General features: G+C 48.5%; 26 protein-coding genes, 1 tRNA gene and 1 pseudogene. 8 read left to right on the top strand and 20 right to left on the bottom strand.

The window, feature by feature from the left end; genetic code table 11:
- Positions 1-10 precede the first annotated feature (10 nt).
- Positions 11-667 carry a DUF3592 domain-containing protein gene (locus IPL71_RS14330; protein WP_345322675.1) on the bottom strand — a complete coding sequence of 219 codons (657 nt, stop codon included), beginning with the start codon at positions 665-667 and terminating at the stop codon, positions 11-13.
- Between the two features lie 126 nt (positions 668-793).
- On the opposite strand from IPL71_RS14330, the gene IPL71_RS14325 reads away from it, so the two are divergent.
- A complete protein-coding gene (locus IPL71_RS14325) occupies positions 794-1,045 on the top strand; it encodes a UPF0175 family protein (RefSeq protein ID WP_345322673.1) in 252 nt (83 codons plus the stop codon).
- A complete protein-coding gene (locus tag IPL71_RS14320; RefSeq protein ID WP_345322671.1) occupies positions 1,032-1,529 on the top strand; it encodes a PIN domain-containing protein in 498 nt (165 codons plus the stop codon). Before IPL71_RS14325 ends, IPL71_RS14320 begins: the two co-directional genes overlap by 14 nt.
- Positions 1,530-1,687: 158 nt before the next feature.
- On the opposite strand, the gene IPL71_RS14315 is transcribed toward IPL71_RS14320, so the two are convergent.
- From IPL71_RS14315 to IPL71_RS14300, 4 genes are all read right to left on the bottom strand, one after another.
- The gene (locus tag IPL71_RS14315) at positions 1,688-3,583 is read right to left on the bottom strand and encodes an ABC transporter ATP-binding protein (protein ID WP_345322669.1); all 1,896 of its coding nucleotides are present in this window, start codon (positions 3,581-3,583) and stop codon (positions 1,688-1,690) included.
- A gap of 72 nt (positions 3,584-3,655) precedes the next feature.
- Positions 3,656-4,024, bottom strand: coding sequence for a four helix bundle protein (locus tag IPL71_RS14310; RefSeq protein ID WP_345322668.1), 369 nt, complete (start codon positions 4,022-4,024; stop codon positions 3,656-3,658).
- Positions 4,025-4,072: 48 nt separating this feature from the next.
- Positions 4,073-5,911, bottom strand: coding sequence for an ABC transporter ATP-binding protein (locus tag IPL71_RS14305; protein WP_345322666.1), 1,839 nt, complete (start codon positions 5,909-5,911; stop codon positions 4,073-4,075).
- Positions 5,912-6,199: 288 nt separating this feature from the next.
- A complete protein-coding gene (locus IPL71_RS14300; protein WP_345322664.1) occupies positions 6,200-7,537 on the bottom strand; it encodes a toll/interleukin-1 receptor domain-containing protein in 1,338 nt (445 codons plus the stop codon).
- Positions 7,538-8,102: 565 nt separating this feature from the next.
- On the opposite strand from IPL71_RS14300, the gene IPL71_RS14295 reads away from it, so the two are divergent.
- Complete coding sequence (locus tag IPL71_RS14295; RefSeq protein WP_345322755.1) at positions 8,103-8,336, top strand: hypothetical protein; 234 nt, start codon at positions 8,103-8,105, stop codon at positions 8,334-8,336.
- A gap of 83 nt (positions 8,337-8,419) precedes the next feature.
- Here IPL71_RS14295 and IPL71_RS14290 read toward each other — a convergent pair whose 3' ends face one another.
- The 4 genes from IPL71_RS14290 to IPL71_RS14275 all read right to left on the bottom strand — a co-directional run bounded on the left by IPL71_RS14290 (position 8,420) and on the right by IPL71_RS14275 (position 12,585).
- Positions 8,420-8,875: a hypothetical protein gene (locus tag IPL71_RS14290; protein WP_345322662.1), complete on the bottom strand. Its 456-nt coding sequence runs from the start codon at positions 8,873-8,875 to the stop codon at positions 8,420-8,422.
- A complete protein-coding gene (locus IPL71_RS14285; RefSeq protein WP_345322660.1) occupies positions 8,854-10,164 on the bottom strand; it encodes a serine/threonine protein kinase in 1,311 nt (436 codons plus the stop codon). Before IPL71_RS14285 ends, IPL71_RS14290 begins: the two co-directional genes overlap by 22 nt.
- Positions 10,161-10,550, bottom strand: a complete 390-nt coding sequence (locus IPL71_RS14280; RefSeq protein ID WP_345322658.1) for a hypothetical protein — start codon at positions 10,548-10,550, stop codon at positions 10,161-10,163. The genes IPL71_RS14285 and IPL71_RS14280 overlap by 4 nt, the downstream gene beginning before the upstream one ends.
- Before the next feature lie 91 nt (positions 10,551-10,641).
- Positions 10,642-12,585, bottom strand: coding sequence for a hypothetical protein (locus tag IPL71_RS14275; RefSeq protein ID WP_345322656.1), 1,944 nt, complete (start codon positions 12,583-12,585; stop codon positions 10,642-10,644).
- Positions 12,586-12,700: 115 nt separating this feature from the next.
- On the opposite strand from IPL71_RS14275, the gene IPL71_RS14270 reads away from it, so the two are divergent.
- The gene (locus IPL71_RS14270) at positions 12,701-13,522 is read left to right on the top strand and encodes an aminotransferase class IV (RefSeq protein ID WP_345322654.1); all 822 of its coding nucleotides are present in this window, start codon (positions 12,701-12,703) and stop codon (positions 13,520-13,522) included.
- 70 nt (positions 13,523-13,592) lie between these two features.
- Here IPL71_RS14270 and IPL71_RS14265 read toward each other — a convergent pair whose 3' ends face one another.
- From IPL71_RS14265 to IPL71_RS14220, 10 genes and pseudogenes are all read right to left on the bottom strand, one after another.
- A complete protein-coding gene (locus tag IPL71_RS14265) occupies positions 13,593-14,627 on the bottom strand; it encodes a tyrosine-type recombinase/integrase (protein ID WP_345322652.1) in 1,035 nt (344 codons plus the stop codon).
- Positions 14,628-14,907: 280 nt separating this feature from the next.
- The gene (locus IPL71_RS14260) at positions 14,908-15,138 is read right to left on the bottom strand and encodes a 4Fe-4S binding protein (protein WP_345322650.1); all 231 of its coding nucleotides are present in this window, start codon (positions 15,136-15,138) and stop codon (positions 14,908-14,910) included.
- Entirely contained in the window at positions 15,138-15,713 is a 576-nt protein-coding gene (locus IPL71_RS14255) for a hypothetical protein (RefSeq protein WP_345322648.1), read from the bottom strand. The genes IPL71_RS14260 and IPL71_RS14255 overlap by 1 nt, the downstream gene beginning before the upstream one ends.
- Positions 15,714-15,850: 137 nt before the next feature.
- Positions 15,851-16,036, bottom strand: coding sequence for a hypothetical protein (locus IPL71_RS14250; protein ID WP_345322646.1), 186 nt, complete (start codon positions 16,034-16,036; stop codon positions 15,851-15,853).
- A complete protein-coding gene (locus IPL71_RS14245) occupies positions 16,015-16,413 on the bottom strand; it encodes a hypothetical protein (RefSeq protein WP_345322644.1) in 399 nt (132 codons plus the stop codon). The genes IPL71_RS14250 and IPL71_RS14245 overlap by 22 nt, the downstream gene beginning before the upstream one ends.
- 224 nt (positions 16,414-16,637) lie before the next feature.
- The gene (locus IPL71_RS14240) at positions 16,638-17,003 is read right to left on the bottom strand and encodes an FAD-dependent oxidoreductase (RefSeq protein WP_345322753.1); all 366 of its coding nucleotides are present in this window, start codon (positions 17,001-17,003) and stop codon (positions 16,638-16,640) included.
- Positions 16,983-18,369: pseudogene (locus IPL71_RS14235) on the bottom strand (NAD(P)/FAD-dependent oxidoreductase); the annotation flags it as partial. The pseudogene IPL71_RS14235 and the gene IPL71_RS14240, both read right to left, overlap by 21 nt.
- A gap of 56 nt (positions 18,370-18,425) precedes the next feature.
- Entirely contained in the window at positions 18,426-19,889 is a 1,464-nt protein-coding gene (locus IPL71_RS14230; RefSeq protein WP_345322642.1) for an FGGY family carbohydrate kinase, read from the bottom strand.
- 77 nt (positions 19,890-19,966) lie between these two features.
- Positions 19,967-21,667 carry an amino acid permease gene (locus tag IPL71_RS14225; protein WP_345322640.1) on the bottom strand — a complete coding sequence of 567 codons (1,701 nt, stop codon included), beginning with the start codon at positions 21,665-21,667 and terminating at the stop codon, positions 19,967-19,969.
- Between the two features lie 86 nt (positions 21,668-21,753).
- On the bottom strand, positions 21,754-21,990 hold the full coding sequence (locus IPL71_RS14220) for a hypothetical protein (protein WP_345322638.1): 237 nt from the start codon (positions 21,988-21,990) through the stop codon (positions 21,754-21,756).
- A gap of 9 nt (positions 21,991-21,999) precedes the next feature.
- Between IPL71_RS14220 and IPL71_RS14215 the strand changes: the two genes are divergently transcribed.
- Together IPL71_RS14215 and IPL71_RS14210 are read left to right on the top strand one after the other, a co-directional pair.
- A complete protein-coding gene (locus IPL71_RS14215) occupies positions 22,000-22,728 on the top strand; it encodes a radical SAM protein (RefSeq protein WP_345322636.1) in 729 nt (242 codons plus the stop codon).
- A 211-nt stretch (positions 22,729-22,939) separates the two neighbouring features.
- Positions 22,940-23,431 (top strand): SET domain-containing protein-lysine N-methyltransferase, encoded by a 492-nt coding sequence (locus IPL71_RS14210; RefSeq protein WP_345322634.1) that lies wholly within the window; start codon positions 22,940-22,942, stop codon positions 23,429-23,431.
- A gap of 55 nt (positions 23,432-23,486) precedes the next feature.
- On the opposite strand, the gene IPL71_RS14205 is transcribed toward IPL71_RS14210, so the two are convergent.
- Entirely contained in the window at positions 23,487-23,912 is a 426-nt protein-coding gene (locus IPL71_RS14205) for a hypothetical protein (RefSeq protein ID WP_345322633.1), read from the bottom strand.
- A 141-nt stretch (positions 23,913-24,053) separates the two neighbouring features.
- On the opposite strand from IPL71_RS14205, the gene IPL71_RS14200 reads away from it, so the two are divergent.
- Positions 24,054-24,135 (top strand) — tRNA-Leu (locus tag IPL71_RS14200).
- Between the two features lie 56 nt (positions 24,136-24,191).
- Positions 24,192-25,658: a trigger factor gene (gene tig, locus IPL71_RS14195; protein ID WP_345322632.1), complete on the top strand. Its 1,467-nt coding sequence runs from the start codon at positions 24,192-24,194 to the stop codon at positions 25,656-25,658.
- Positions 25,659-25,739: the final 81 nt, after the last annotated feature.

Genomic DNA, 25,739 nt, shown 5'->3' with positions numbered 1-25,739 from the left:
TATCTTTTAACTACACGGCCATGACCTTTTTTACAACGAATACACCGCCTGCGAAGGCCAGACCCAGAATACCGGTAATGGATGGCAGAATCCACATTAACATCGCACTGCCCGTGGACTTGATACGAGCATCGAGCGGATGCTCGGGATCGTAGGCAATTGTGACCTCGTCACCCTTTTCGTAGGATGGTGTGCTGCTGCCTTCGCTCAGTTGGACTGTCCGCTTACGGCCGTCGATGGGAATGAACTCCACAATGGGATAATAATATTCGTTGACGATGCGGTCCTGTTCGTTGACGTATTCGCGGCGCATGGTCATCTCCACTACGCGGCCGGGGGCGGTTTCTTCCTTGCTTATTTTTTGGATGGCCGAAAATGAAGAGATGACAGAGATCAGGATCATGAGCGCAGCCACGCCAGAGAAAATTCCCAGCACGATTTTTTCCATGCCTGGGTTTTCAGCGGACTTGCGCAGTTCTTCAAATTCCTTTTCGTCAAATTTTATCTCTTCAAACTCATCTTCAGATGCGGCGTGCAGCATCGCGGATAGTTTGTCTCTGTCTTTTTCGTCTGGCACATCGTCCAGTGATTCATATTTTATGCCGTTCACTTCAAAGGAGTCTGCTTCGTCGTTCTCCCAGTTGATCGAGTATTTCTTTTTTGCCATTGTTGTATACTCCAGAAAGCGGATTATAGCCGTAAATTTTTTGGAGCTATATGATAGCGCTGTAAATCGTCCGGTGATTTCATACCACTTTTTGTTTCAGGTATAATCACGTCAACGAGGTGATTTATGACCATTATGCTTGAAATCCCTGATTCTGTAGCACGCGCAATCCGCCTTCCGCGTAATGAGCAAACACGTCAATTAAAGACAGAGCTTGCCCTCAGTTTATATGCGCAGGGTATTCTTTCCTTTGGGAAAGCCAGCGAATTGGCAGAAATGAAACACCTTGAGTTTGGAATTTTACTGGGCAAACGCAACATTCCACGCCAATATGATGAACAGGATTTACAGGACGATATAGCATATGCCAGTCGTTAGTGATACTTCACCAATTCTTGGCCTTTCTTCCATCGGACAACTTGAGTTGCTTCAAGACCAATTTCAAGAAGTCTTCATTCCCTTATCCGTATTAGCCGAGCTTAAAGTAGAAACTGATTTTCGCGGAACAGATGCCATTCAACAGGCGCTGGGTAATGGCTGGCTTCAACCCAAGGAAATTCAAAACGAGCCGCTTGCCAGATCACTATCTCTGGAATTACACAAAGGCGAAGCTGAGGCAATTACACTGGCAATGGATTTGGGCATGGAAATGATCGTGATGGACGAACGAATTGGGCGCGAACACGCCAAAGCCCTGGGTTTGAAAACTGTAGGAATTCTGGGCGTGCTTTTAAATGCAAAAAAACATGGGAAGATAGATTCAGTCGGCAATGCCATGAAATCGCTGCGCAGAGAAATTGGCTTTTTTATTTCTGAAAACTTGTATCAAGAGATTTTGAAACAGGCAAACGAATCAGAGTAGCAAAAGACTTCGGAAGTTTTTTTGATACATCCAAGCTGTGTACTCTTTTGGCAAACTTCCGAAGTCTCGTCTATCTACTCAAAAAAGAAGTCCTCCGGGATTTGGTCTCGGAGGACTTCTTTCATCTTTCTTCTTTCCTAATCCCCTAATCACTCATTTCAATCTGCCGCCACCGCCTCGCCTGAATTGCGCCTGACCATGATCGAGTCAGCGGTGATGTTTTCGCGTTCACTGCCGATGATCTCTTCGGTCACACCATAAGCCACTTCCAACTCGTGGCGGAACTGCTGGGTGTACAGGCGGTAGTAATGTCCGCGCTGACGGAGGAGTTCAGCGTGCGTGCCTTGCTCCGCGATGCGGCCGTCCTCGATCACAATGATGCGGTTCGCGCGGCGAATGGTCGAGAGGCGATGCGCGATCACAAAGGAGGTGCGTCCCTTCATCAGGGCTTCCATCCCTTTTTGGATCAAAGACTCGGTCAACGTATCCACTGAGGAAGTCGCTTCGTCCATGATGAATAACTCCGGTTTGGCGAGCACTGCGCGAGCGAGCGAGATCAACTGCTTCTGACCCACCGATAACAGGTTTCCGCTTTCGCCCACGTTCTGTTCGTAGCCCTTTTCAAGAGTCACAATGAAATCGTGCGCACCCGCCACCTGTGCGGCCTCTTCCACTTCCGCGTCACTGGCTTCCAGCCGTCCGTAGCGGATATTCTCGCGCACCGTCCCTGAGAACAGATGCGGGGTTTGCAGCACGATGCCGATCTTGTTATGGATCGACTCGAGTTTGTAATCCATATAGTCCACGCCGTTGATGCGGATCACGCCCTTGCCTGGCTCATAAAAGCGGCAGAGCAAATTCACGATCGTGGATTTGCCGCCGCCAGTCGGCCCCACCAGCGCGATCATCTCGCCCGGGTTGACCTTCAGCGTGAAATCAGATAGAACGGATTTCCTGTCCTCGTAGAAAAAATCCACGTGATCGAATTCGATCTCGCCGAGCAGAGTTTTCGCTTCGATGGCACCGCTTCTATTATGGATGTCTGGCGGGGTGTCGACCAACTTGAAGATTCGTTCCGCTGATGCAATGCTGTGCTGTGTCTCAGCGTATACGCGTGCCAGGTCCTGCACCGGCCACATCATAAAGGTCAGGTACGATACGAAGGCCTGAATCCCGCCGATGGTGATCAATCCGATCTGAATCTGCACACCGCCATACCAAACGATCGCCCCCAACGCGAAAGCCGCGATGATCTGCACGGTGGGGAGGAAGAGTGCCGAGAGCCACGCCGCGCGATACGATGCGCGATACATGCGTGTGGTCAATTCTTGAAACTCAACCAGATTCGCATCTTCACGTCCCAGCGCCTTGACCACGCGCACGCCCTGAATGTTCTCGTTATACGCGCCGGTGATCTTGCTGTTCGTGCGCCGTGTCTGACGGAACTCCACCAGAATATATTTTTGGAACTTCGTCGCCACAAAGATCATGACCGGGATAATGATCGAAACGATCAGCGCCAGCCGCCAGTTAATGATCGCCATAAAGGTCAGTGACGTGGTGATATTCATGATCGCCCAAACACTATCCACGATGCCCCATGTCACCAGCTCGGAAACACGTCCCGTATCTGATGTCACGCGCGCGATGAGACGTCCCACCGCATTTTGAGCATAGTACGAAAGCGACAAGTCTTGCAGGTGATTAAAGAGCATCTTGCGCAAGTCATATTGCACCCGCTCGCCCAGCACACCCGCCAGATAAATAAATATAAAAATGAACGCCGCCTGTAACAGCAGGAACGAGCCGTAGATCCACGCAATGCGGATCAGGGTCTCGGACTGTTTCAGGTTAATACCTTGGTCCACGATCTGCTTGTTGAGATACGTGAAGTACGCGTCCATGCTGGAGACCAGCATAATGGTGATCAAGAATCCTGTAACCCACTTCCAGTGCGGCTTGAGCAATTCAAAGATGCGCCAGATCACCGGAGAGGTCAGGCTTGATGTGTATTCTTCTTCTTCGAGTTCGAGTATTTCGGTTTCTTCAGACATAGGTATCTCCAATATAAATTCAGAATGATGAATTAGGAATTATGAAAAAAATCCAAATTCTGAATTTGCATGTCATAGCTTTCCAATTCTTTTCTTTACTTTTGTAACAATGGTTACGAGGATGGCGATGATCTCATCCGTTTCCTTGCGGAGAAATTCAAACTTATCCGCAGGGACAATTTCAGACCGAACAAGGAGTTCAAGCCAGTAGGCGGTTTCGTCCGCTTCCTGCAAACAGCCTTCCAGCTTGTTGATGAAGTCTGCATCTGATTTGGCACGTTGGCTTTCACGAAATTGAGCGCCGACAGAAGTTCCAGAGCGCAGCACCTGTCTGCCCAGCGTTTGTGCCTCAGTAGTCTTCGGCAATTTCGTATACATGCGGACAATGCGCAAAGCAAATTCAGTAGTGCGTTCACGTAGATCATTCTGGTTTTCAGCCATCACCTTTTCTCCTCATGTTCATTATGAATTTATTTCATAATTCATAATTTAGATTTCTGATTTCGAAATTTCTATTTCCAACTCTTCGTCAATTCTGGTTTGAATGTCATAGATCCTGCGATACATGCCGCCGGGTTGAGAGAGCAATCCTTCGTGCGTTCCTTTTTGAATGACCTGTCCCTTATCCAACACCAGGATCAGGTCGGCTTTCATCACGGATTGAATGCGATGGGCGATGATAAAGGTCGTGCGGTTTTCCATCAGGTTGTTCAGCGCCTCACGGATCGAAGCTTCGGTCTCTGTGTCTACAGAGGATGTAGAGTCGTCCAGAATTAAGATGCGCGGATTCTTCAAAATGGTGCGGGCGATCGTCACGCGCTGTTTTTGTCCGCCGGAGAGGGTGACACCCTTTTCACCTACAACGGTATTGTAGCCATCGGGGAAGGTCAGAATTACATCATGCACAGCCGCAGCCTTCGCCGCAGACTCGATCTCTTCCATAGTCACTTTGCGGCCCACACCGTACAAAATATTCTCGCGGATCGAACGGCTGAACAGGAAGGGTTCCTGTTGTACAATGCCGATCTGCTCACGCAGATACTTGCGCGGATAATCTTTCAAGTCCGCGCCATCGAGCAAGATCTCTCCGCCGGTGTAATCGTGGAAGCGCGGCAGAAGATTGACCATGGTCGTTTTGCCGGAGCCTGTGGAGCCGAGCAGCGCGATGGATTGTCCCGGCTTGATGTGGAAGGAGATATCCTTGATGACATCATGCTTGCCGTCTGAATACATGAACGAGACGTTTCTGAATTCGATCTCGCCTCTCGCCGGTTGATTTGGCTGCACCAGTCCGCTTTCGAGGTCTTCGCGAGCCTGCTTGGTGATCTCCATCAAGCGTTGATAGGAGACCATGCCGGTTGAGGTTTGCACGATCGTGCGCCCCAGATTGCGGATGGGGAAGATCAACCAGACCAGCAAACCGACATAGGCTACATAGTCACCAACGGTAATTTCTCCGTTGATCGCCATGAACGCGGCGTAGATAAATCCAAACAGCATCTGCGCGCCCAGCACAATATCAGAAAGCGGCCAGAAGAGGGAATGCATCAGCAATAACAGCTTGCCTTTTACATACTTCATCCAGTTATCTTTTTCGAACTTCTTCTTTTCGTAATCCTGCCGCGCAAAGGCTTTCACCACGCGCACACCGGTTAAGTTTTCTTGCAGGGTGGTCGAAAGGATCGCTTCCTGAGCCTGGTAATCTTCGTAAGCCTTGGTCACTTTTTTGAAGAACCAGAGCGAGACCCACAAGATGAGCGGGATCGTGATGACAGAAAGCAGACCGAGTCGCACATTGATATACAGGATCGCAGCCCAGTTGATAAAGAACAACAGGATGATTCTGCCGACGCCAATTGCCTGCTCTGAAAAGAAGCGGCGCAGGGCATCCACATCAGAGGTGACGCGCTCGATCAGGTCGCCGGTGGGCGTTGCGCTGTGATACGCAAAGCTAAGCCGTTGAATATGGTCAAAGAGGAAATCTCTCAAACGGCGGGTAATGCCCTCGGCGGTGTAGGCAGCTAAACGTCCCGAAAGAAACGCGCCGCCGCCTTCGATAAAGGCCAGGAGGATGAATCCGACTCCGATCCAGAGAAAGGTCTGGGTCATGGTCGATCCGATCATGCGGCCTTTTCCGAGCACATCGTCTGCAAAAAAGCGCAGCAAGATGTAAACAGAGGTTTTTGCCAGCGCCGAAATGGCGAGTGCAATCGTTGCTCCGAGGTATGAAACCCGGAAGTCCGTCATCATGCGCCATAAACCGGTTAGACGGTTTTCATTCAGCGCATTGCGGAAATCAAAATATGAGGAGGTGGTTGAGGTATTCATTGTGGATCTCCAAAAGCAAATCACGTGGGAAACAAAGAGTTTAAGTTTTACCGGTAAAAACTTAAACAAAAAGGCTGCGGCAAGTACGCCGCAGCCCAAAACAAACAGGGGACAGAAAGAAGACCTAGTGTCGGTCTACTATAGGCGCACTCCGAGAAGGCAAAATGCCAACTGCATCAGGGGTTGTGTAGATTGTGTTCAACATCAAGAGTGCGCTCCTTTTTTAGTGGATTTTTATTGCTATGTTCCGAGTTTACACCAACAAAACGGGATGTGTCAAGGATTTTTTTATTTAACAGCAATATTACGTTTACTTTGGAAAGAGCGAGTTGTAAATACCACCAGTGCGATCATGGCCGGATAGATCACAAGGAAGGCGATCCCCAGAGTCATGGTTACGTTTCGGCGTGTATCTTCCAAAAGCTGGGCGTTAAAATCTGCGCACAACGCGCCGACAGAATCCTGAGTGGGACTGTGGATGGGGGAGCAGGCGGAGATCCAGGTGCCCCATTCATCTTCTGTGATCGTTACATCGGCTACAGTTGCTTCAAGCCCCGCAATCTGCGGGGAGTTTTGCCTTACGGGCATGGCCGTTCGATATGGGACATCTTCAGCCTTGTCTGTGGAGGCGATGATCAGGTATTCATCCGGTGTGTCTCCGCGGATGATCGTGTACAGCACAACTTCAGTGTCGATATTTTTATTGGTTTCAATCACGTCGTTCATGAAAAAATCAAGATCTGAATAATAATAATCATCATATACGTCACTGTTTGCTGAGGGAAAAGCTGCGACAAAGCTGCTGTATTCATCGCCATTGATAAAACAAACGCTTGTTTCCACCAGCGCGAGCATTTGATCCTTAAGTGAGTTGACAGCCAGAGTACTTGTCACTGAGTTTAGCCAGGCAAATAAGATCACATAAGCGACGGAAAATACACCCAGCAACAAATAGGTCAACCGGCGCAGGCGGCTCCCCAGTTTCTTTTCGAGTTCCAACTGCTGCTCTTTTGCCCGTTCTCTTTCGATCCGCGCATCTTCATCGGTACGGCTCGCCAAAATGTATTCACGCTGCAAATTAGTGGACGTGGGAGTCTTTTCGGTGTTAACCAAAATTTGCGCCTCTGCATCCTTAAGATCACTTCCGCGCAAAAGAAAACTAACTTCCTTTTTGTTTCTTTCCCATTCGAGTGCCTTTACCTGTAATCGCGCATGCGTTTGCACCCAGTCAAAATCTGTTTGAATGGCGGTCATCACTTTTTCAAAGGCTTCTTCAAATTTATCCTGCGGACGTGAAAAGAAGATCCAATTCAAATGTGAGAGGGTCGGCGGCGCCTGATTAAAATCCACATCGCGTGCGACGATGGGCGCGATGCGCTTGCCATTCTTGATGGCGTGCGCCACTTCTTCGGCGCAAACTTTTGAGTTAATGGAATCAGGACTGACAATGAAAACAAAAACATTTGCTTCTTCGATGCCCTTCTCTATCTCGCGCATCCAATCTACACTGGGCGGAATATCCTCCCAATCCACCCAAACTTCCATTTTCTGTGCGATGAAACTATCAGCGAGGCGCCTGGCAAATTCAGTATCTTTTCGCGAGTAGGAGATAAAGAGTTGATTCATGTTTTCGGCATCCTTTTGTTTGCTTGGTTTTTGTTAATAGCCAACATGGTATCACAATTGTCGCACATAATTTCTTCGTAATATCAAGGTAAGAGTGCTTTTTATATTCCCGTCAATGTTCAAAGGAAAACAACATGCCAAAAAAACTGCTTATTTTAATTGTATTGACGTTGACCGCCTGCGGTCCAATTGTACGGCCGTATGGACCCGCCATCAGAGGCACTCTTGGTCCTTTGCCGACCCAAATGGATCCATCCCCCAATAACATTCCCGCCGCTCAAACAGAAACTGCCACACCTGTCCCTGCCGCAGACCCCACAGCAGATATTTTCTCTGCGCTTGAAATGCCCGTCTGTTCAGGAGTAACACCGCAAGATCAAGAAGGCCCATACTATATGCCCAACACACCCGAAAAAAATTCATTGCTCGAAGAAAGTATACAGGGCGATAAACTTATTCTCATCGGCTATGTTCTAAATGCAGAATGCCAGCCGATTGCCAATGCATGGCTTGATTTTTTTGGCAGGCAGATGCAAACGGCGAATACGATAACACAGGCTACACCCTGCGCGGACATCAATTCACAGATGAGCAGGGACGTTATTATCTTGAGACGATCATCCCCGGCTTGCATTCGTCCCGCCCGATCGGGCATATCCACGTTAAAGTGCAGGCCCCAAATGCAGAAATACTGACCACGCAGTTATATTTCCCCGAACAGCCAATTGACGGGTTAACTGTTGAATTAAGCGAAGCGGAAGGTCAATATTTGGCTGTATTTAATTTTGTACTTCCATAACGGCTTCAGCCTGTAAAAGTGACTTGTTAAATAAAAAAAGTGGATGATGCGCATTATCCACTTTTTTTATTTTGATAATTTATCTATGGAATATATACTTCACATGTGCCTGCATCAATTTGACAGCGGGCCACTTCCTCGCCGACCCATAGCACGCGGAATTCGGTGGAGCCTTCTTTTGGATACCAGAAGAATAGTCCGCGATGCTCATCGGGGCGTAGTTGGATGATGCTGGCGTACGCGCCGCTGCAATCGAGGGGGTCGATATAGGGCGGAACTTCGTCGCCGTAAATTTTGATGCTGACACAATATTTTGACGGGAAGTTGGTGTAGTTTCCATTTTCCCAACGATGACCGGTGAAGCGGTCTGTGGGCTGTCCGCTTTCATCGAGGCGTTCAAAAGCAAAGCCTGAGAAACTACGGGCAACCCGTCCGCGGTAAAGCATGTGAAAACTTGTCTCGTTCCAAAATAATGTGAAATTATTTCCGTCGGGATATTTGATCGTAGGAACAACAATCAAGTCAGTAGGGGAGGGCACAGGTGTTTCTGTGTTTGGTACTTCGGTTGCAGTGGGAAGCGCTGTGGAAGATGCAATCGAGGATGCTGTAGGCAGCGGCTCCGTTGAAGTGGCCGAGGGCGGAGCGAATGTTTGGGTCGGGCTGAACAGGCGTAAGGGTTAAGGCAGGAGGCGGGGAGGTAAATGTTGCAGTGACAGATCTCTTTCAGAAAGGGCAATCCGCCCTGCATAAAGTACCAGCCGCCGATCCCCAGTAAAACGAGCAGCAAAATGATGAAATAGATCCAGCCATATCTTTTTTGCGGACGATCCTTTGTGCTTGTCACGACGGGCAATTCCGGCGCTGGTCTTTGAAATGTGCGTTCTTTTGCTTTTGGCACATCACGCTTTGCGATCTGCGCGATGGAAGTTTCGCTGCGCCTAATAGTGGGGACGCCGGCCGGCAAAGGTGGAAGACTCATTTTGGGCGCTGAGCCTGTGGTTTTAAATGCGATGTCTAACGCAGACATTAATTTTGCGCCGGTTTGATAACGGTTTTGTGGATTTTTTTCCAGCGCCTTTAGAAGCACTGCTTCAACGGCGGGGCTGATCTCAGGGTTGATACTGCGGGGCAGCGGGGGAGGCTGCGTGATGTGCAAAAGGGCAACGCTGGCAGGCGATGGGTCGTTGAAGGGGACTGCGCCGGTGAGGATTTCGTAGAGGACGACCCCCAATGAATAAAGGTCGGATTGTGGAACCGCATCTGCCGACCTTTTGGCCTGTTCGGGCGATATGTAATGAGGCGTCCCGAAGATGCTTCCCATGGAGCCGTCACGCACCTCGAGTGCCATGCCAAAATCACCAAGCAGGACGCGTCCGTCTTTTGAGATCAGAACATTTGATGGTTTGATATCGCGATGCACCACGCCCTGACTGTGCGCGTAATCCAATCCGCTGGCGATGGCGTTACCGATCCGCAGGACATCTTTGATGGGCATCAACTCATCTTCGTCTGTATACACAGACATGACCGTTGAAAGGTCCTGACCATCCACATATTCCATTACATAATAGGAGTATCCCTGAATATCGTCGGCATAATAGATCTGAACGATATTTTCATGACGCCACTTTGCCATCATGCGCGCTTCATTGACGAAACGGCTGGCGTAGGCGGGTTCGTTCTTATAACGCTTGTCAATTACTTTTATGGCAACCGGGCGCTCGAGTTTAACATCCAGTCCATAATAAACAGTAGCCATACCGCCCTGGCCGAGCAGCCGTTCCACACGAAAATTTGCAAGCTGTTGTCCGATCAATGGATCTTTCATATTTTGTTTTGGTTCTGCTTTCTGGTTCTGGATAAGGGTGTGGTTTCACGGCTTGCAAGAGTGATGCGAGACAGGTCGTGGATATAGACATTCAGCCCATCGGCATAGGCATCCAGATAATCCTGGGTGACCATATTTGCAAGGTCTTTGCGGCCAATGGACAGCAGTGTTGCCACTTGCGGACGGAAATCGCGCAGATGAATTCGCATGACCGATCTGGAGTCTGTCATTACGCCCCAGGCAAGTTGCTTTTGCGTATTATCATCTTTGGCTGTCATGAAGCGGGTTAACGTACTGGTTGAGACCACCGCGCCGACATTTGAAAATACTTCGCGTCCCTTTAAGATGTTGTTCAGCACTTCAAATTGTTCGGGGATCTTATCCAAAAGACGTTGAAGCGGCAGGGTAAGTGAGCGAGCAATTTTATCGCACCTGTGCTGGCACTTTGCCCCTGTGTGGCGATCTCTTTGGCGCGAGCTAAAAATGCGCCAAAGCCAGCCAGCGATGCAAGATACAATTTTGCAGATGATCGAATCCAGAATACATGGCAGGACGATCTTCTGCAGAGGCTTCGTAGGCATCCAGCATTTTCATGGTTTGCCCGTGCAAGCCAAGCAGATTAAGCTCCATGAGCGGCACTTCCATATTAAGTGGATAGATCCGTTCACGCGGGACTTTGAGACTGGCATCCATCGGAATCAAAATGGCCGGATTGGTGCGGCTCGCTTCTTCTACAAGCTGACGCAGGGATAATGCAATTTCAGGCTGAGTGGCGGCGAGAATATCGATTTCAGCCAGTAATTTTCTGGAGGGTTTATAAGTTGCGGCATGAATGGCGCGGTAGAGTACCAGCAGATCGTTGATCGTTAATTGGATCAGGTCATTCCTTTGCTTGAACTGTTTGCGCAAAGCGAGACAAGCCTTGAGATTTACCTTATCGGTTTCTGCGCCTGCTTCAGGTGAAATACGCGGTGCCTGCTGTACGAGGTTAATATCCGCTGGCTGTAGTTGAAGTGTGAGTGATGTGTAAATGCGGGTTTGTGCCGGGGCAGGGGAGGGCAGCATATTTAAATAACGCGCCCACGATAAAGCCTCATTGGTCATGATCTCAGACAGGGCAATGCCCCAGGCGCCATCAAAAAAGATATGCGATTGATCGAAGACAAAGGTTTCGCCCGTGTCAAAGATGGTCAAGGCGTGCGAACCAATTCCACGCTCCGCCTGACGCAGCTCTGAAAGCGGAAGGGAACGTGTACGAACATCCGCTGAAATGATGATCGGCGCAAAGCGCAGATTATCCATATCATTAACCAGCATTGGATTTAGTTTATTCCGCAATCCCGGCAGTGCTGAACGTTTTACCCGTGTAAGCGAAGCAATTTGTGAAGGCGACGAAAACGGCGAGCCCAGCATGGCTGAAATTTGTGCGCGGGCATTCATAATGTCGATCGGTTTATTGGAACCCTGCTCGCAGATCGGCAGTAAATAATAACTATCGCGATAGATAATTCCAATTTGTGCATCTTGCAATCTAAAGGGTACACGGGTCTCGCCGTATTGTCCCGGGTCAAGGTAGGCCAAAATGGACATTTGCTGTTGATAGGCGCCCAGATCCTGCTGTTTGGCGGATCTTAACTTTGAAGTCCATGCTTCATGGGTGGAAGCCGGCATGGATTTCAAACTATCGAGTAGAAATTGTTCGAATTTAAATTGACGGTACGCGGGGTAGTCTTTATCTCCGGCATCTTCTTCGCGGCGAAAAGGACGTTTTGTTTCCCATTCACGGAATAGCTTCTTGGCTCGTTTGATATCCGCTTCTTCAAGGGTTGATATCGAAACACGTTCGGTCCACTCATTTCTTAATAGGTCATTGTATTGATGCAGACACATGACAGAAGCCATAAACCATGCAGTCAGGCGGTCTACTGCACTTAAGTGGATATTGTGCTCATTAAGCAGGGTGTCAAATCCGTGTGTCTCGTTGGTATGGCGGGCTGTGTCTTCACGCAGGGCGTAACCTGCATAGAATTGCCAGGCTCCTTCGGGGAAAGCAGCATCGGGGTCTTTTCCAGCAAGTTTGAGCAGATTTTGATATCCCCAAATAATGGCGGCTGGTCCGGCAAAGATGGCGCCATACATAGCCTGGTCTAGAATTTGCTCCACGCCGCTAAAGAGTGCGTTGACATCCTGTTGCATTTTTTGAACGGGAATACGTCGTCCGGGCAGGCGGGCCAGTCCGCTGAGGATCATACCGGGCACATTGCCCGCCGGAACAACTTTTGAGATCAATTCCACCACTGCATCCACTTCGGGCAGGGATAGGCGCGACAATTGCTGAACAGAGATTGTCCGGGCAACTGTCCGCAAGTCTTTGGCGGTGTATTGAGTGGCTTGCTGATAGCTTGGTTTTTTATCGGTCATCTTTGAATTGCCTATTCTTCACGAACTGGAGAATTATATAGTACTTCCATCCATTCGTACTTGTAATTTTTCTATCAAAAATGTTATTTGCAGCATAAACGTGTAGAATCAAACTATGAACATACTTGAATTTAAGATTGATCCAGCAGGCAATCTGCCGATCCAAACACAGGCCAGAACACTGGACGAAATGACGCAAAATCTTCCGCAGGGATTTTACACAACCTTTAGCACGCTATTAAATGGGACAAAGGTTTTGGGTCTGCACACACATTTACAAAGATTATACGGTCCCGCACTGGAGCAGGGACTCTCTCCATCTGTGGATGAGCCGACTTTGCGTATCAGGATCGCAGACCTGGTCAAAATAAATCTCCCCAAGGAATCACGCGTCCGTTTGATCTTGACCAGGAATGACGGCACCATCCATCTTGGTCTTCAGCCATTTGTGCCGATCGCAAAACAGGTATATGAGAACGGAGTTTCAGTCGTCACTACGGAATTGGCACGCGAGTCACCGCGCGTAAAAGATACGGGATTTATTTCCTCAAGCGCCGATCAGCGCAGGCAAATGGGCAGGGATGTGTTTGAAATTCTGCTTACAAAACACGGCGAAATTCTGGAGGGTATGACTTCCAATTTTTATGCGGTACAGGGAAATACGCTGATCACAGCACAAAATGGAATTCTACTTGGTGTGACACGGCATGTGATCCTCAGGCTGGCGCGAGAGCAGGGGATGTCGATTGAATATCATGCGCCGAAGATGAACGAAAAATATGACGAGGCATTTCTTACTTCCAGTTCGCGGGGTGTGGTGCCGATCGTTCTCATTGATAACAAGCCGGTGGGGCAGGGGAGAGTCGGTCAATGGGCAGAGATGCTTTCGAAGGCGTATCAGGCTCACGTTAAAGAAAGAAGCGAGGAAATTAATTAACCGTATCCCATACTAATATTGTGAGACTCATCTTACTAAAGTCAGATGGTGAATTTCAGGAAAAAGATAGTCATTTTGATTTACGTGATGCACCTTTTTCAAAGACATCATGATACGCCTTGTCAAGTTCTTCATCAGACAAGTGAGTATAGCTTTGTGTAACTTGAATATTTTTATGCCGCGCAAGTTCCTGGGTAATTCTTAAGTTTCCCGTGCCGCGCAATGCAGAAGTAACAAAGTAATGACGAAATGAATGCGGAGTGATCTTGCCTGTCATTTCTTTGCCTAAAAACTGATCCACGCGTTCTTTAACGATATTGCGGCCTGTGGTGGGCGTCATTGGTTTTACTTTTTTACCGGCGCCTTTATCATGACGGGCAAAGACGGGCAGGGAACTCAATTGTTTTCCAGAGCTTCCATCGAGTGTGGCACGCTGTGATAAATATTCCTTGATGACTTGAAGCGCGCGCGAAGTAAAACGAACGACTGCCTGTTTATTCCCTTTACCAATGATAACAGCGCGACCTTCGTTCCAGTCTACATCGCCGCGCCTGAGATTACAGGCTTCATGAACACGAAAGCCTGTGTCTGCTAAAGTGAGCAAAAAGGCACGATCACGGTATGCGCGTAGTTTAGCGTTGGCCGTCTCGTCCTCGTTGTCGGTTAAAACGGTCAGATTTTCAACATCCTGAACCTTGTCTAAAAGTTTTTCAATCTCATCAATTGGAAACTGTGGAATGCGGACGCCAGGGCGTCGTGAACGTTGTCGCATAAGTACCACTAGACGAGATTGGTTTACATCAATCAGTCTTTCCGAATCTACATAAAGGAAGAAGCCCTTGATCGCCTGCAAATACAGCTGCTCGGTAGCTGTGGCATAGACATTGAGGTAATCCACAAATTTGGAGAATGTTTCTTCCGTAAGGTTTTCAATGGGGGTGATCTCGGGTTTGAGAGATTTTTTTTCCAACACTTCACTGAAAACATGCAAGGCGTTCTTATACGCAAGCATTGTGTGCTTACTACGAGAACGCTCTACCATCCGCAAATATGCATTCATTACATCAGAAATGGTCAGGGATTTTTTCTCTGTAGGCTCATCCATACACTTATTATATAGATTTTAAGCGAACTGTCAATGATTGCGATAATAATACTTATCGAAACCATGAAGTGAAAATATGGAATACACGCTCTGACAACTCCCCCGCTACTGTTTATTTGACTGCGGGCAATAAAGAGTAGACCGTACGAGAAAAGCGCATCATTCCAACGGGACGGTTGCTCTTATTCCTCATTCATCATTCTCCCTTCTGTATTTCCCTTCTCCCCCACCCCGCAATACGACTGTGTAAACTGAGGTATTTATAAGGTTCTTTACACACTCACCACACACCCGCCGCTCCGGTCACCAACTCACGCGGCGATAGGGTGATCGCATTCTTATTACAGCTTGCACGGCACACGCCGCATCCATAACAGGCCGTCGGGTCAATGCTCACTTTTTTGTTATTGGATGAATATCGTATCGCCCCGTATTGACATTGTCTCATACACAGCCGGCAGCCATTGCACGCATCCATCGAGACGGCTGCCACCCATTCCGCGCGGAACATCACCGGATAATCTTTGCGCGATGTGTGATGCGGTAGGCCATGCACTCCTGATCACAATTGCACAACCCACCAATGAACGGCGTCTTAAACGTCCACACCGAATGGACAAGTCCCTCCTTATCCAGCTTGCGGATCGAATCCAACGCTTCGTCTTTTGAAAGAGTCTCCAGGCTGAAGGAATCATCCAGCGAGTCCATCAATTGTTTATCCATAGTCAGGCCGTAGCAATAGCGGGCATTCATATTACCCGTGGTCACCCGCCGACAGACACAGGGCAGGCGCACTGCTCCCTCCACCATGTCAAAGATCTTTTCCACATCTTCCATCGGCACAACCTGACCATAATGATCCTGCTTCTGCGCGTGAGTCAACACCGGCTTTGCGAGTTTCATCAACGGTGTTCTGCGGATCTTGTCCAATTGCTTGATGCTTTTCGGCACACGCTTATCGAATCCATTCAGGAATTCTGCCGCGTATTCACGCCTCTTATTTTGATCGAGCAGATCCTTTGAGTAATTCTCCATGGTCAGATACCACTTCTCTCCCTCTCCATGCTGCGTACAAAATTCACACATGCTTAGCCTCCTGTTTTTTTTATTCAGTATAGCTTTTACACGTGCAACTCCAAGTGACATTACTCCCTATTTTATTCCATGGAGTCCACCAACTTGCTGATGGACCTTTACCATAAGAAAAAAAGTCGAATTACGAATTACTTCAGATATCTCGCAATAGACTTGCCCGCCTTCATTCCTTCAATCGCACAGCGGTCGGCAGTTTCCACACCGCGTAATAAATTTCCAGCCACGAATACACCATTCACAGAAGAGCGAAACTCAGCATCTATCTTCGGTCCGCGCGTCAGCGGATTTATGGTCAGGCTGCCGAGGCGGGCCATCTCATTTCGGGGATCCAGTTTCCGGTAAGAATGATCGTGTCACATTCTACGGTAAAAACTTCAGGGGATGAAAGTCCGCTTCGGGTGAGTTCAATTGGCTCAACGCGTTTTTTTCCAAAAATATTTGTCACGCGCACATTCGTCATGATCGGCGTGCGCGTCAGAATATCTGCCACGGCCCACTTCATTGCTATATACGGGAATTCAATTTGGTGTTTTGATTCTTCCGTGGTCATCAAGACGCATTTTACATTTGCGTGTTGCAGCGTCATCAAGGCCGAAAGACTCACCAACTCCGCGCCGACAATGACCGCGCGTTTGCCGACCGGCAGATGCTCCTGATAGACATAGCGTTGCAGCGAGCCCGTCGTAAACACACCCAGCGGACGTGTGCCGGAATCATCCGCGCCGCCCGCGGACGTTCACGCACGCCCGTTGCAAGCAACACAGCCTGCGCTTCAATTTTTCCCAGTCCACTTGGGGAAGTAAACATAACTTCGGAAGTCTTTCTAAGATCACTCACACCATCAGACTGCAACGCAACTTCGGAAGTCTTTCTTAGGTCATTCCTGCCATCAGACCCAAAAAAGACTTCCGAAGTTTAGAGATAAGAATAAGAATCAGAATCACCCCACCCCAAGATCGTCGTAGACGTTCGCACCTCAACATCATACTTCTCAGCAAGCTCACGATAATATCGCGCATATCGCGGGCCGGAATACATGCGCCACAGATCCTCACGCCCAAACCCAGTATGATGACACATGCGTGGCATACCACCCGCCTCCGGCTCACGATCAACAACCAGAATATTTTTAACGCCCTGCTTCTTCAACTCGATCGCCGCCGAAAGCCCCGCCGGCCCCGCCCCAACAATCAAAACATCTTTTTGATTATGGAGTTTATGTGTTTGGAGTGCAGGAGCTTGCTCCTGCAAATTACCCTGTCCCCTATCCAAACTCTTCACCAACGCCGCCTGACAATTAAATCCCTGACAGCGCCCCTGCGACGCGCGCGTTCGTCTTCGCAATCCATCCAAAGTCGTCGCCGGAATCGTCGCGCTCATCGCGTCCTGCAACTCACCGCGTGAGACTCGCTCGCAGTGACAAACCATCTCAGCATACTGCGGATTTCTCGCGATCATCTCCGCGTCCTGATGCGGGCGCACATTTGCCTGCCCGATGGTCGGCATTTTTACAGATTTAAAATCATCCTTCAATTGCAAACGCAAACCCGCGCCCTGCAACAACTCCACCGCATACTCGGCAATTCCCATCGCCGCCGAAATCCCCGTGGAGCGGATGCCTCCCACGCACAAATATTTTTGTTCCGCATGCATCTCGATCTGATAATCGCTGTGCTCCGTTGCCGCGCGCAAACCCTGAATACGTAGCAGTCACTTCTTCATCCAGCAACTGCGGCAAAATCTCACGTCCCTTACCGATTAACATCTCCAATCCATCGGCGGTGGTTTCCGTGGCTGTTTTATCGGGCAGATCTTCCGCGGTTGGCCCGAGCAAAATATTTCCATACACCGTTGGGCTGATCAACACACCCTTTGTCTTGGATGTCGGCACCGGAAGCAGCACATGATTCACTAAAGTCCGCGCCAGTTTATCGTAGACAATTAACTGCCCGCGTCGCGGCGTGACCGTGAAACTGGTGTGGCCAAAATGGGCATTGATCTCGTCTGAAAACAATCCCGCCGCGTTGACCACATATCGTGCATGAATGACACTTTCAGACGACAGTCCATTGACAATGGACTGTCGTCCGCCGTCTGCTGTCTGTCGTTGAATTTTATTTACCTGAAAATTTAAAAACAACTCAACCCCATTCAATACAGCCTGAGTTGCAAATGCCAGCGGAACAGTGAACGTGCATAATATCCCCTCTCCGGGCACGAGTAATCCGCCCAGCGCACCCTGATTAATATGCGGCTCACGCTTGTAAATTTCATCTGATGAAATAATACTTACATCCATCACGCCGTTTTCGTGCGCCTTCTTTTGCAGTGCGGGCAAAGAATCAAATTGCTCCTGATTCCATGCGATTAAGATTGCTCCCAATCTTTCATGCGGAATATTCGCCTCAGGCATGAATGTATCCATCAACGCATAACTGCGCCGCATGAGCGTCGCTTCCAGCGTGCCGGGTTTCGCATCAAAGCCGGTGTGCCAGATCGCAGTGCTCGCCTTCGAAGTTCCCATTCCCACATCCGGCGCAGACTCGACCAACGCAACCTTGAGTTGATAACGCGAAAGTTCACGCGCAATCGCCGACCCCACTACCCCCGCCCCGATCACAGCCACATCATAAATAGTATTTGTCATTTCAAACCTGCCTGCTTGTTTGCTTGTATACCTGCTTACCTATCTACCCCGCTCCCCTACCCATGAAATCCCTTCACCGCATCAACCGCCCGATTCCACTGCTCCAACTTCTTTCCTCTTTCCTCTTTCTTAATCCTTGGCATATAAACTTTTTCAGATTTCCAGTTACTTGATAATGACTCAAACGAAGTACCCAAAGCCGAAACACCTGCCAGATTCGCAATTCCGATCGCAGTCGCTTCCAACGCCGCCGAAACGCGGACTTCGAGATTCAGCAGGTCGGCGATCATTTGCATTAAGTACGGATTCCCCGAAGGGCCGCCATCTACTTTGAGATGCGGCGGCGTTTGTCCCAGGTCCTGTGACATGGCCGTCACCACTTCGTAAACACGGCAGGCGATTCCGTCCAGTGTAGCGCGGACAATATCATCAGAGCTTGTGCTGCGATTCAGCCCAAACATTGCACCGCGCACATCGGTCCGCCAGTGTGGTGCGGCCAGTCCCTGCAAAGCAGGCACCACCACCACGCCTGAGTCTGTAGATTTATTCGCTGCCTCGTTGCTCGCAGCCGAATCAGGAATCAATTTGAGGTTGTCTCTCAGCCATTGCACCGCTGACCCGGTGACAAAGATCCCGCCATCGAAAGCGTATGCAGTGTGCCCCTCAAAGTTCCACCCGACGGTCGTCAGCAGGCCGTTGTTTGATAGTTTTGGCTTATCACCGATATTCATTAACAGAAAACTGCCTGTCCCAAACGAACATTTCATTTCCCCGGCTTTGAAACAAGCCTGTCCAAATAATGCAGCTTGTTGATCTACCAGTAATGCATGTAGCGGTAATGGCTTGCCGTTACCAAAGTCCACATCACCGATATATCCAGCAGACGGTTTCACTTCAGGCAGTATACTGCGTGGTACGTCGAATAATTTCAGTAGTTCATCGTCCCACTCAAACTTATTCATATCAAACAAAAGCGTGCGTGACGCAGTGGATGGATCGGTAACGTGCAACCTGCCTTGTGTCAAAATCCAGATCACCCAGGTCTCTGTGGTTCCAAATAATAATTTACCGTCATGGGCTTGCTCGCGAAGTTCAGGGTAATTTTCAAATACCCACTTGAGTTTTGGTGCGGAGAAATAACTATCGAGCAGGAGTCCCGTTTTGAGGCGAAGCAGGTTCGGGTCCACGTGCGAAGCGATGCTCTTACAGACAGATTCCCCTCTCGTGTCCTGCCAAACAATGGCGGGAGTCACAGGCTGGCCCGTAGACTTATCCCAAACAATAAAAGTTTCACCCTGATTATCAAACCCCACTGCTGAAATATCATACTTATCAAGCAAAGGCGCGCAAGCCTCTTTCACCGTGCGGACAATATCCGCGGGTTCCTGCTCCACCCAACCTGCCTGTGGAAATCGTGCCGGCAGTTGAGCCGAGTTCTTTTCCATCATTTCACCAAGTTCATTTACGATGACCGCCGTCGTTTGCGTTGTACCTTGATCAATGCCGAGCAGATATTTCATGAGTAGCTCCTCGATATTTGAATAAGAGCGGTATCCCTTGCGAGATACCGCTCTTAATTTTACTTTACAACAGAATATTATTGTTCGCCGTATTTCTTTTCGATGTCGGCGATCATCTTCTGGCGTTGTTTGATCTTATCGCCTTCGGGAACACCTTCAAAGCGCTGGTCTTCACCGCCAGTCATAAAGGTGATGACAGCAGCAACAACGGCAACGCCAATGGCAATAGTGGAAGTTGTTAGATCAGGGATAAGGAAGTGTAGAACATTCTCATCCGAAATGGGGAGAAAACCCAACAGCAAACCAACGACTGCAAAACCTATACCCATGGGAGCTGTTTTCTTCGACCAGAAGCCAAACAGAGCAACGACAAAGACAACCGTAAAGTAGAACACCTTCTCGTTAGGCGGGAAGAAACCGCTGATCGCCAATACGATACCGAAAATAATGGCAAGGAAGGCGTTCGGCTTGGAAAGGCCGCCAAGGTTGAATGGACCTTTTTCCTTCCACTTGGCGCTGCCTTCAGCAATAAGACCTGCTGCGATCGGCATAACCATGGAAATATAAAGGAACACAGCACAGGCAACAGCCAGAATGAGGTAAGCAGGAGCATAGAGCGTGCTTGCAAATGCAAAGATTGCTGAAACCCAAACCGCAGTTCCAGGAGTGCGATACACAGTGCTGACCTTGGCAAGCGCCTCAGAGGCGGGCAGGCCACCATCACGGGCAAAGGCATACATCATGCGTGAGGTGGAGGTAAGACCAGCCAGCGCACAAATGTAATTAACAAGCACCATGCCTATAGCAAGGAACAAACTCAAGGCATACGGCATCCTCGAGGCGCTCCACATATAGAAGAACGAACCCCAGCCGAGAGCAGCGGCTTCCTTTAGATCTGGCATCGTTAGAACATAAGCCGCAACCGCCACGAGACCGAAGACCCATGACCAGAACACAGCGGTCCACATACCCTTGGGTACATTCACCTGTGCATCCTGTGTTTCTTCAGATGTATGCGCAGAAGCATCAAAACCTGTGATGGTGTAACACACGTATGAAAGACCAAGCAGGAAGGCAAATGCCACATTCTCAGTGCGGAACGGAACCACACCACCGCCGGCATCACCTGTCACATTTTGGAAAGTCCAAAGGCGGGTAATATCCAGAGGGACAGAGCTGAAAGCAAACAAAGTGACGATCAAAACAACGGTCAAGCCAAGAATGACATATCCACTTAGATCAGTAAGTTTGGTGGTGATATTAATGAAATAGTGGTTCAAGATCGCTTGTGAACCGAGAGCAATCACAAGGAAGATCGTTTGTTGAGTAGTACCCCAGGCAGAAACATCCACACCCAGCACCGTTGCAAGCAGCAGATCTTTGAAAAATACGGTGTAGAGCAGCACATCCACCGAGGAGACCACACAGATCAAACCAATGAGGTTAAACCAGGCCGTGGCCCAGCCCCAGAATTTACCGCCGAGGTGGGAACTCCAGTGATACAAACCGCCAGCCGTTGGAAATGACGAAGCGATCTGTCCCATGCCGACCGCTACACTCATCGCGAGCACGCCGCCGACCAACCAGATCAAAAATGCGCCGCCGGAACCGAGAGCATTGAACGCAGCGGGAAAGGCAGAGATACCACCAGCCAAAATACAAATGATTGAAAATGAAATTGCGAAGTTCGAGAAGCCGCTCATGCGGCGCGAAAGTTCCTGTGCATACCCCAACTTATGTAGAACCTGCTTATCGTGCGCCTGACTTTTATCTGCCATTTTCGTAACTCTCCTTAGGCTGAATTTTTGAAAAAAAACCAACCCCCCCCCCGGAACCGCGGTCACTTCCCGCCCCCACCCTTTCGTCAGCCTGCGAGCGTGATTGCTTCTATTGTCCATTCCGTGCCGGGCGCGATTTTCGCCGCGCCACTTTTAAACCTGATGAATTCGCTGGGCTGTTCAGTAAACTGAATCAGAGTGGAGCCGCCGAAGGTGTATTCCTCAGCTCCGGCATAGCAGGAGGCGGAGTCAAGACTCAGGATAAGCTGCTCGATACAGCAGACATCCTGCGCAAGAAATATCAATATCGCGGATATCTCCATCTAAAGATCATGCCGGGCGCTGAAAAAGATCAGGTCTATCGTGCCATGCAGCTCGCCGACCGCGTCTCGGTTAACCTTGAAGCGCCAAATACCGAAAGGCTTGCAAAGCTTGCGCCACATAAAATATTCATCGAAGAACTATTACAGCCTTTGAAATGGGTTGAAGAAATTCGCAGAACAGTCCCTGCTCATAAATTTTGGAATGGCCGCTGGCCTTCAACCGTCACTCAATTTGTAGCAGGCGGCTCCGATGAAAGTGATCTTGAACTGCTAACCATCACAGACTGGTTGAATAAAAACGTAAGACTCAAACGAGCTTATTTTTCTGCATTTCATCCTATTCGAGATACGCCGCTTGAAAACAAAGCCGCTGTAGATCCGATGCGTGAACACCGTTTATACCAGGCTTCATTTTTATTGCGAGATTATGGCTTTGATCTTGAAGATTTACCATTTACAACATCAAGCAATCTGCCGCTGCACGCCGACCCAAAACAAGCCTGGGCACAAATGTATCTGGCAGACAAACCAGTCGAGATCAACAAAGCCGACAAACAAGAACTGATCCGCATCCCTGGCATTGGATTAAAAGGCGCCGACGCCATCATGAGCGCGAGAAGAATAAACCAACTGCGCGATCTATATTCATTAAAAAAATTGGGTGTGATCGCCGAACGAGCCGCACCTTATTTATTATTCAACGGGCATCGCGCTGCGATCCAAATGAAACTACTTTGAACGCATAAAAAATAATTTAAGTATCACATTCAACAACATCTAAAAAAAAAAACATCAGACACACGCTGATGTTTTTATTTTTTTAATTACTCAACCTTAATATATTCAAAATTCATCCATCAAACCCTTGTAATAAAATTTATTAACGCTATACTACATCAATGATGTTTTATGTTTATGAATTAAAAAAATAAAAGGAGAAACAAGAAAAATGGTTTCAACAACAATGGAAACACTTTCAGTAAGAACAGAAAATAAATTTAGAACTTTGATCACAAAGCAAACATACAAAAAAGGTGAAGTGATCTGTGTCATGCCGAGCGAAAACATCATGGACAAACCCAATCGCTTCACAGTGCAGATCGCAAAAGACAAGCATACACACGTTGGTAAACTTGCCGCACTCAATCATTCCTGTGATCCCAATGTAATTCTCGACACAGAAAACATGCTAATGATCGCCCGCCGTGATATTGAAAAAGGCGAAGAACTTTCATTCTTCTACCCATCCACTGAATGGGAAATGCAGGCGCCTTTCATTTGTCTGTGCGGAGCAACGAACTGCATCCACGTGGTAGCAGGTGCGCGCTTCCTCCCTCTCTCCACATTGGAGACTCAATATCTCAGCAAACACATCCGCGAGCAAATGATCGACCTGCTCAACAACACCAAGCAACATCTAAAGAAGATTCAAAGCAAATAACAAAAAAGGCTCGCGAATTCTCGCGAGCCTTTTTTGTTATTAATTAAAAAACAGTTTATTGTAACTTTCGGTGTAACGCCAGCAATGTGTATGCACCTGTCCAGGGCTTTCCCAGCCGATGATTGTCTGAAACGACGATCTTGCCAAACTTCGAGGCGATCTGAGGCATGAGCATGGCGATCGTCGCCCAGTCATCGCCGAGGACAGCCGCCTTCATCTTATCTGCCAATTGTCCAGCCCACATCCACTCCATACGGAATTTATCAGCTTTTACCCAGTAGTCACGCTTTTCCCACGCGATGACTGAAACCTCAATCCCCTCAGAGATGGCCTGTAACGCCAGAGCAATAAATGAAGCCAGATCCTTCGCCTCAGGTGTGACCTGTGTCTGTTTTGCAAGCTCACGAATACATAAAACGATGGATTTTGTTAAACGGGTTCTTTCTTTTCCAACAGAATCGGGGTTAATGACACGGCTCAAGAATATTCTCCAAAGTCAAAATAATTACAAGAGCGCGATTATACCGCCAATATTTCACTGAAAAACAACAAATCGAAAATCGAAAACTTGTTGACGCTCCTCTGTCCGTGCTTTATAATTCCGCCCGCTCATTGGATGACCGGGGATGTGTTGGAATTGGCAGACAAGCATGTCTTAGGAACATGTACCGCAAGGTGTAAGGGTTCGACTCCCTTCATCCCCACTTAAAATTTATTGGACTCACTCAGGTTATTAGGCCTTTTGGGTCTGGAGGAAACTTTGAATATCGAAAAACAGTACCAGGAAGACCATTCCGTAAAACTGATCGTTGAAATCGATCAGGAAAAAATGAACACCTTCAAACATCGAGCTGCCACAAAAATTTCTTCGCGCAGCAAGGTGCCGGGCTTCCGCCCTGGCAAGGCTCCATACGAGATCGTAGTGCGCACATTTGGCGATGCTGCGATCACCGAACAGGCCGTTGACCTTTTAATCGATGCGGAATACTCCAACATTCTTAAAGAAGCGGATGTAAACCCCGGTGCCACTGGTTCTCTCGAATCAGTGGATAGCCTCGTTCCTCCAAAATTCACATTCCGTGTGCCCCTCGCTCCTGAAGTGGATCTGGGTGATTATTACTCTGTCCGTATGCCTTATGAATGGCAGGCTCCTGAGCAAAAAGATTTCGACGCCGCCATCGAAGAGCTGCGTCAGATGTATGCCAGCACCGAAAATGTAGACCGCGCCATCGAAGTCGGCGATTATGTTTTGGTGGACGTTATCTCTGAGACCGCCGAACTTAACCGCACAGGTTTTGCAACCTTTGTCCGTAAGGAAGACCGTGATACCGAATGGCCCTTTAATGGTTTTGCAAAAGAACTTTCTGGTTTGAAGGCTGGTGAGAACAAGACCATTAAACATTCGTTCCCTGAAACCTGGGAAGTTGAAGAACTCAAGGGCAAGGATGTTGAGATCGAAGTGACTGTCAAGACCGTGCGCGGTGTGACTCTCCCCGACCTTGACGACGCCTTCGCAAAAATGACCGGCGCTGGCGAAACCATGGAAGCGTTGACCGAAGCTGTGAAGAAAGATGTGGAAAGCCGCTCACAGAATACATATGATGATGTATATTTTGTAGACTTGATTGAAAAGGTCAAGGAAATTGCAACCATCAAGTATCACGAACACGCACTTGAACATGAGGCCGAGCATGTCTTGTCTGATCTTTCCAATCGCCTCGCGCAACAAAGCATGGACCTGGAAACCTATTTCAAAGTCCGCGAGACGACCCGCGAAAAATTCATTGAAGAAGAAGTAAAGCCAGTTGCAAAAAAACGTCTTGAACGTAGTTTGATCCTTGATGAGATCATCCGCAAGGAAAGCGTTCAATTGGATAATGAAGCACTGGACGCTGAATACAATGCGACCCTCAACGCTCTTGCCATGCAAGGTATGGATTTTTCCAAACTGCAAGGCGGACGAAAAGGCCAAAAGCAATTAAGCGAAGCGATTGCAATGGAATCCGCAAGCCGTGTGATGACCCGCAAGGCGCTCGAAGTGCTCAAGTCGATCGCGATGGGTGAATACAAACCTGCCGAAGTAAGCGAATCCTCATCTGAGGCTGAAACTGTTGAAGCAGAAGTAGTGGAAGCACCCAAGGCGAAGAAAAAGTCGAAGAAAGCCGCAGCAGTTGAAAGCGCGGAAGAGACCGGTTCCTCATCCACAGAAGAAGCAAAACCCGAGTAAAAATCAAGGGGCAGGTTAATAGCCTGCCCCTAAAACTTAACAAAATTCCAATATAGTTTGTGTATGATTGTCCCAACAAAA

This window comes from Candidatus Villigracilis proximus (assembly GCF_016717045.1).
In the GTDB taxonomy this organism is placed as follows: Bacteria; Chloroflexota; Anaerolineae; order Anaerolineales; family Villigracilaceae; genus Villigracilis; species Villigracilis proximus.
The sequence above is the reverse complement of the archived record's forward strand: the minus strand, read 5'-3'. Positions and strand labels throughout refer to the sequence as shown.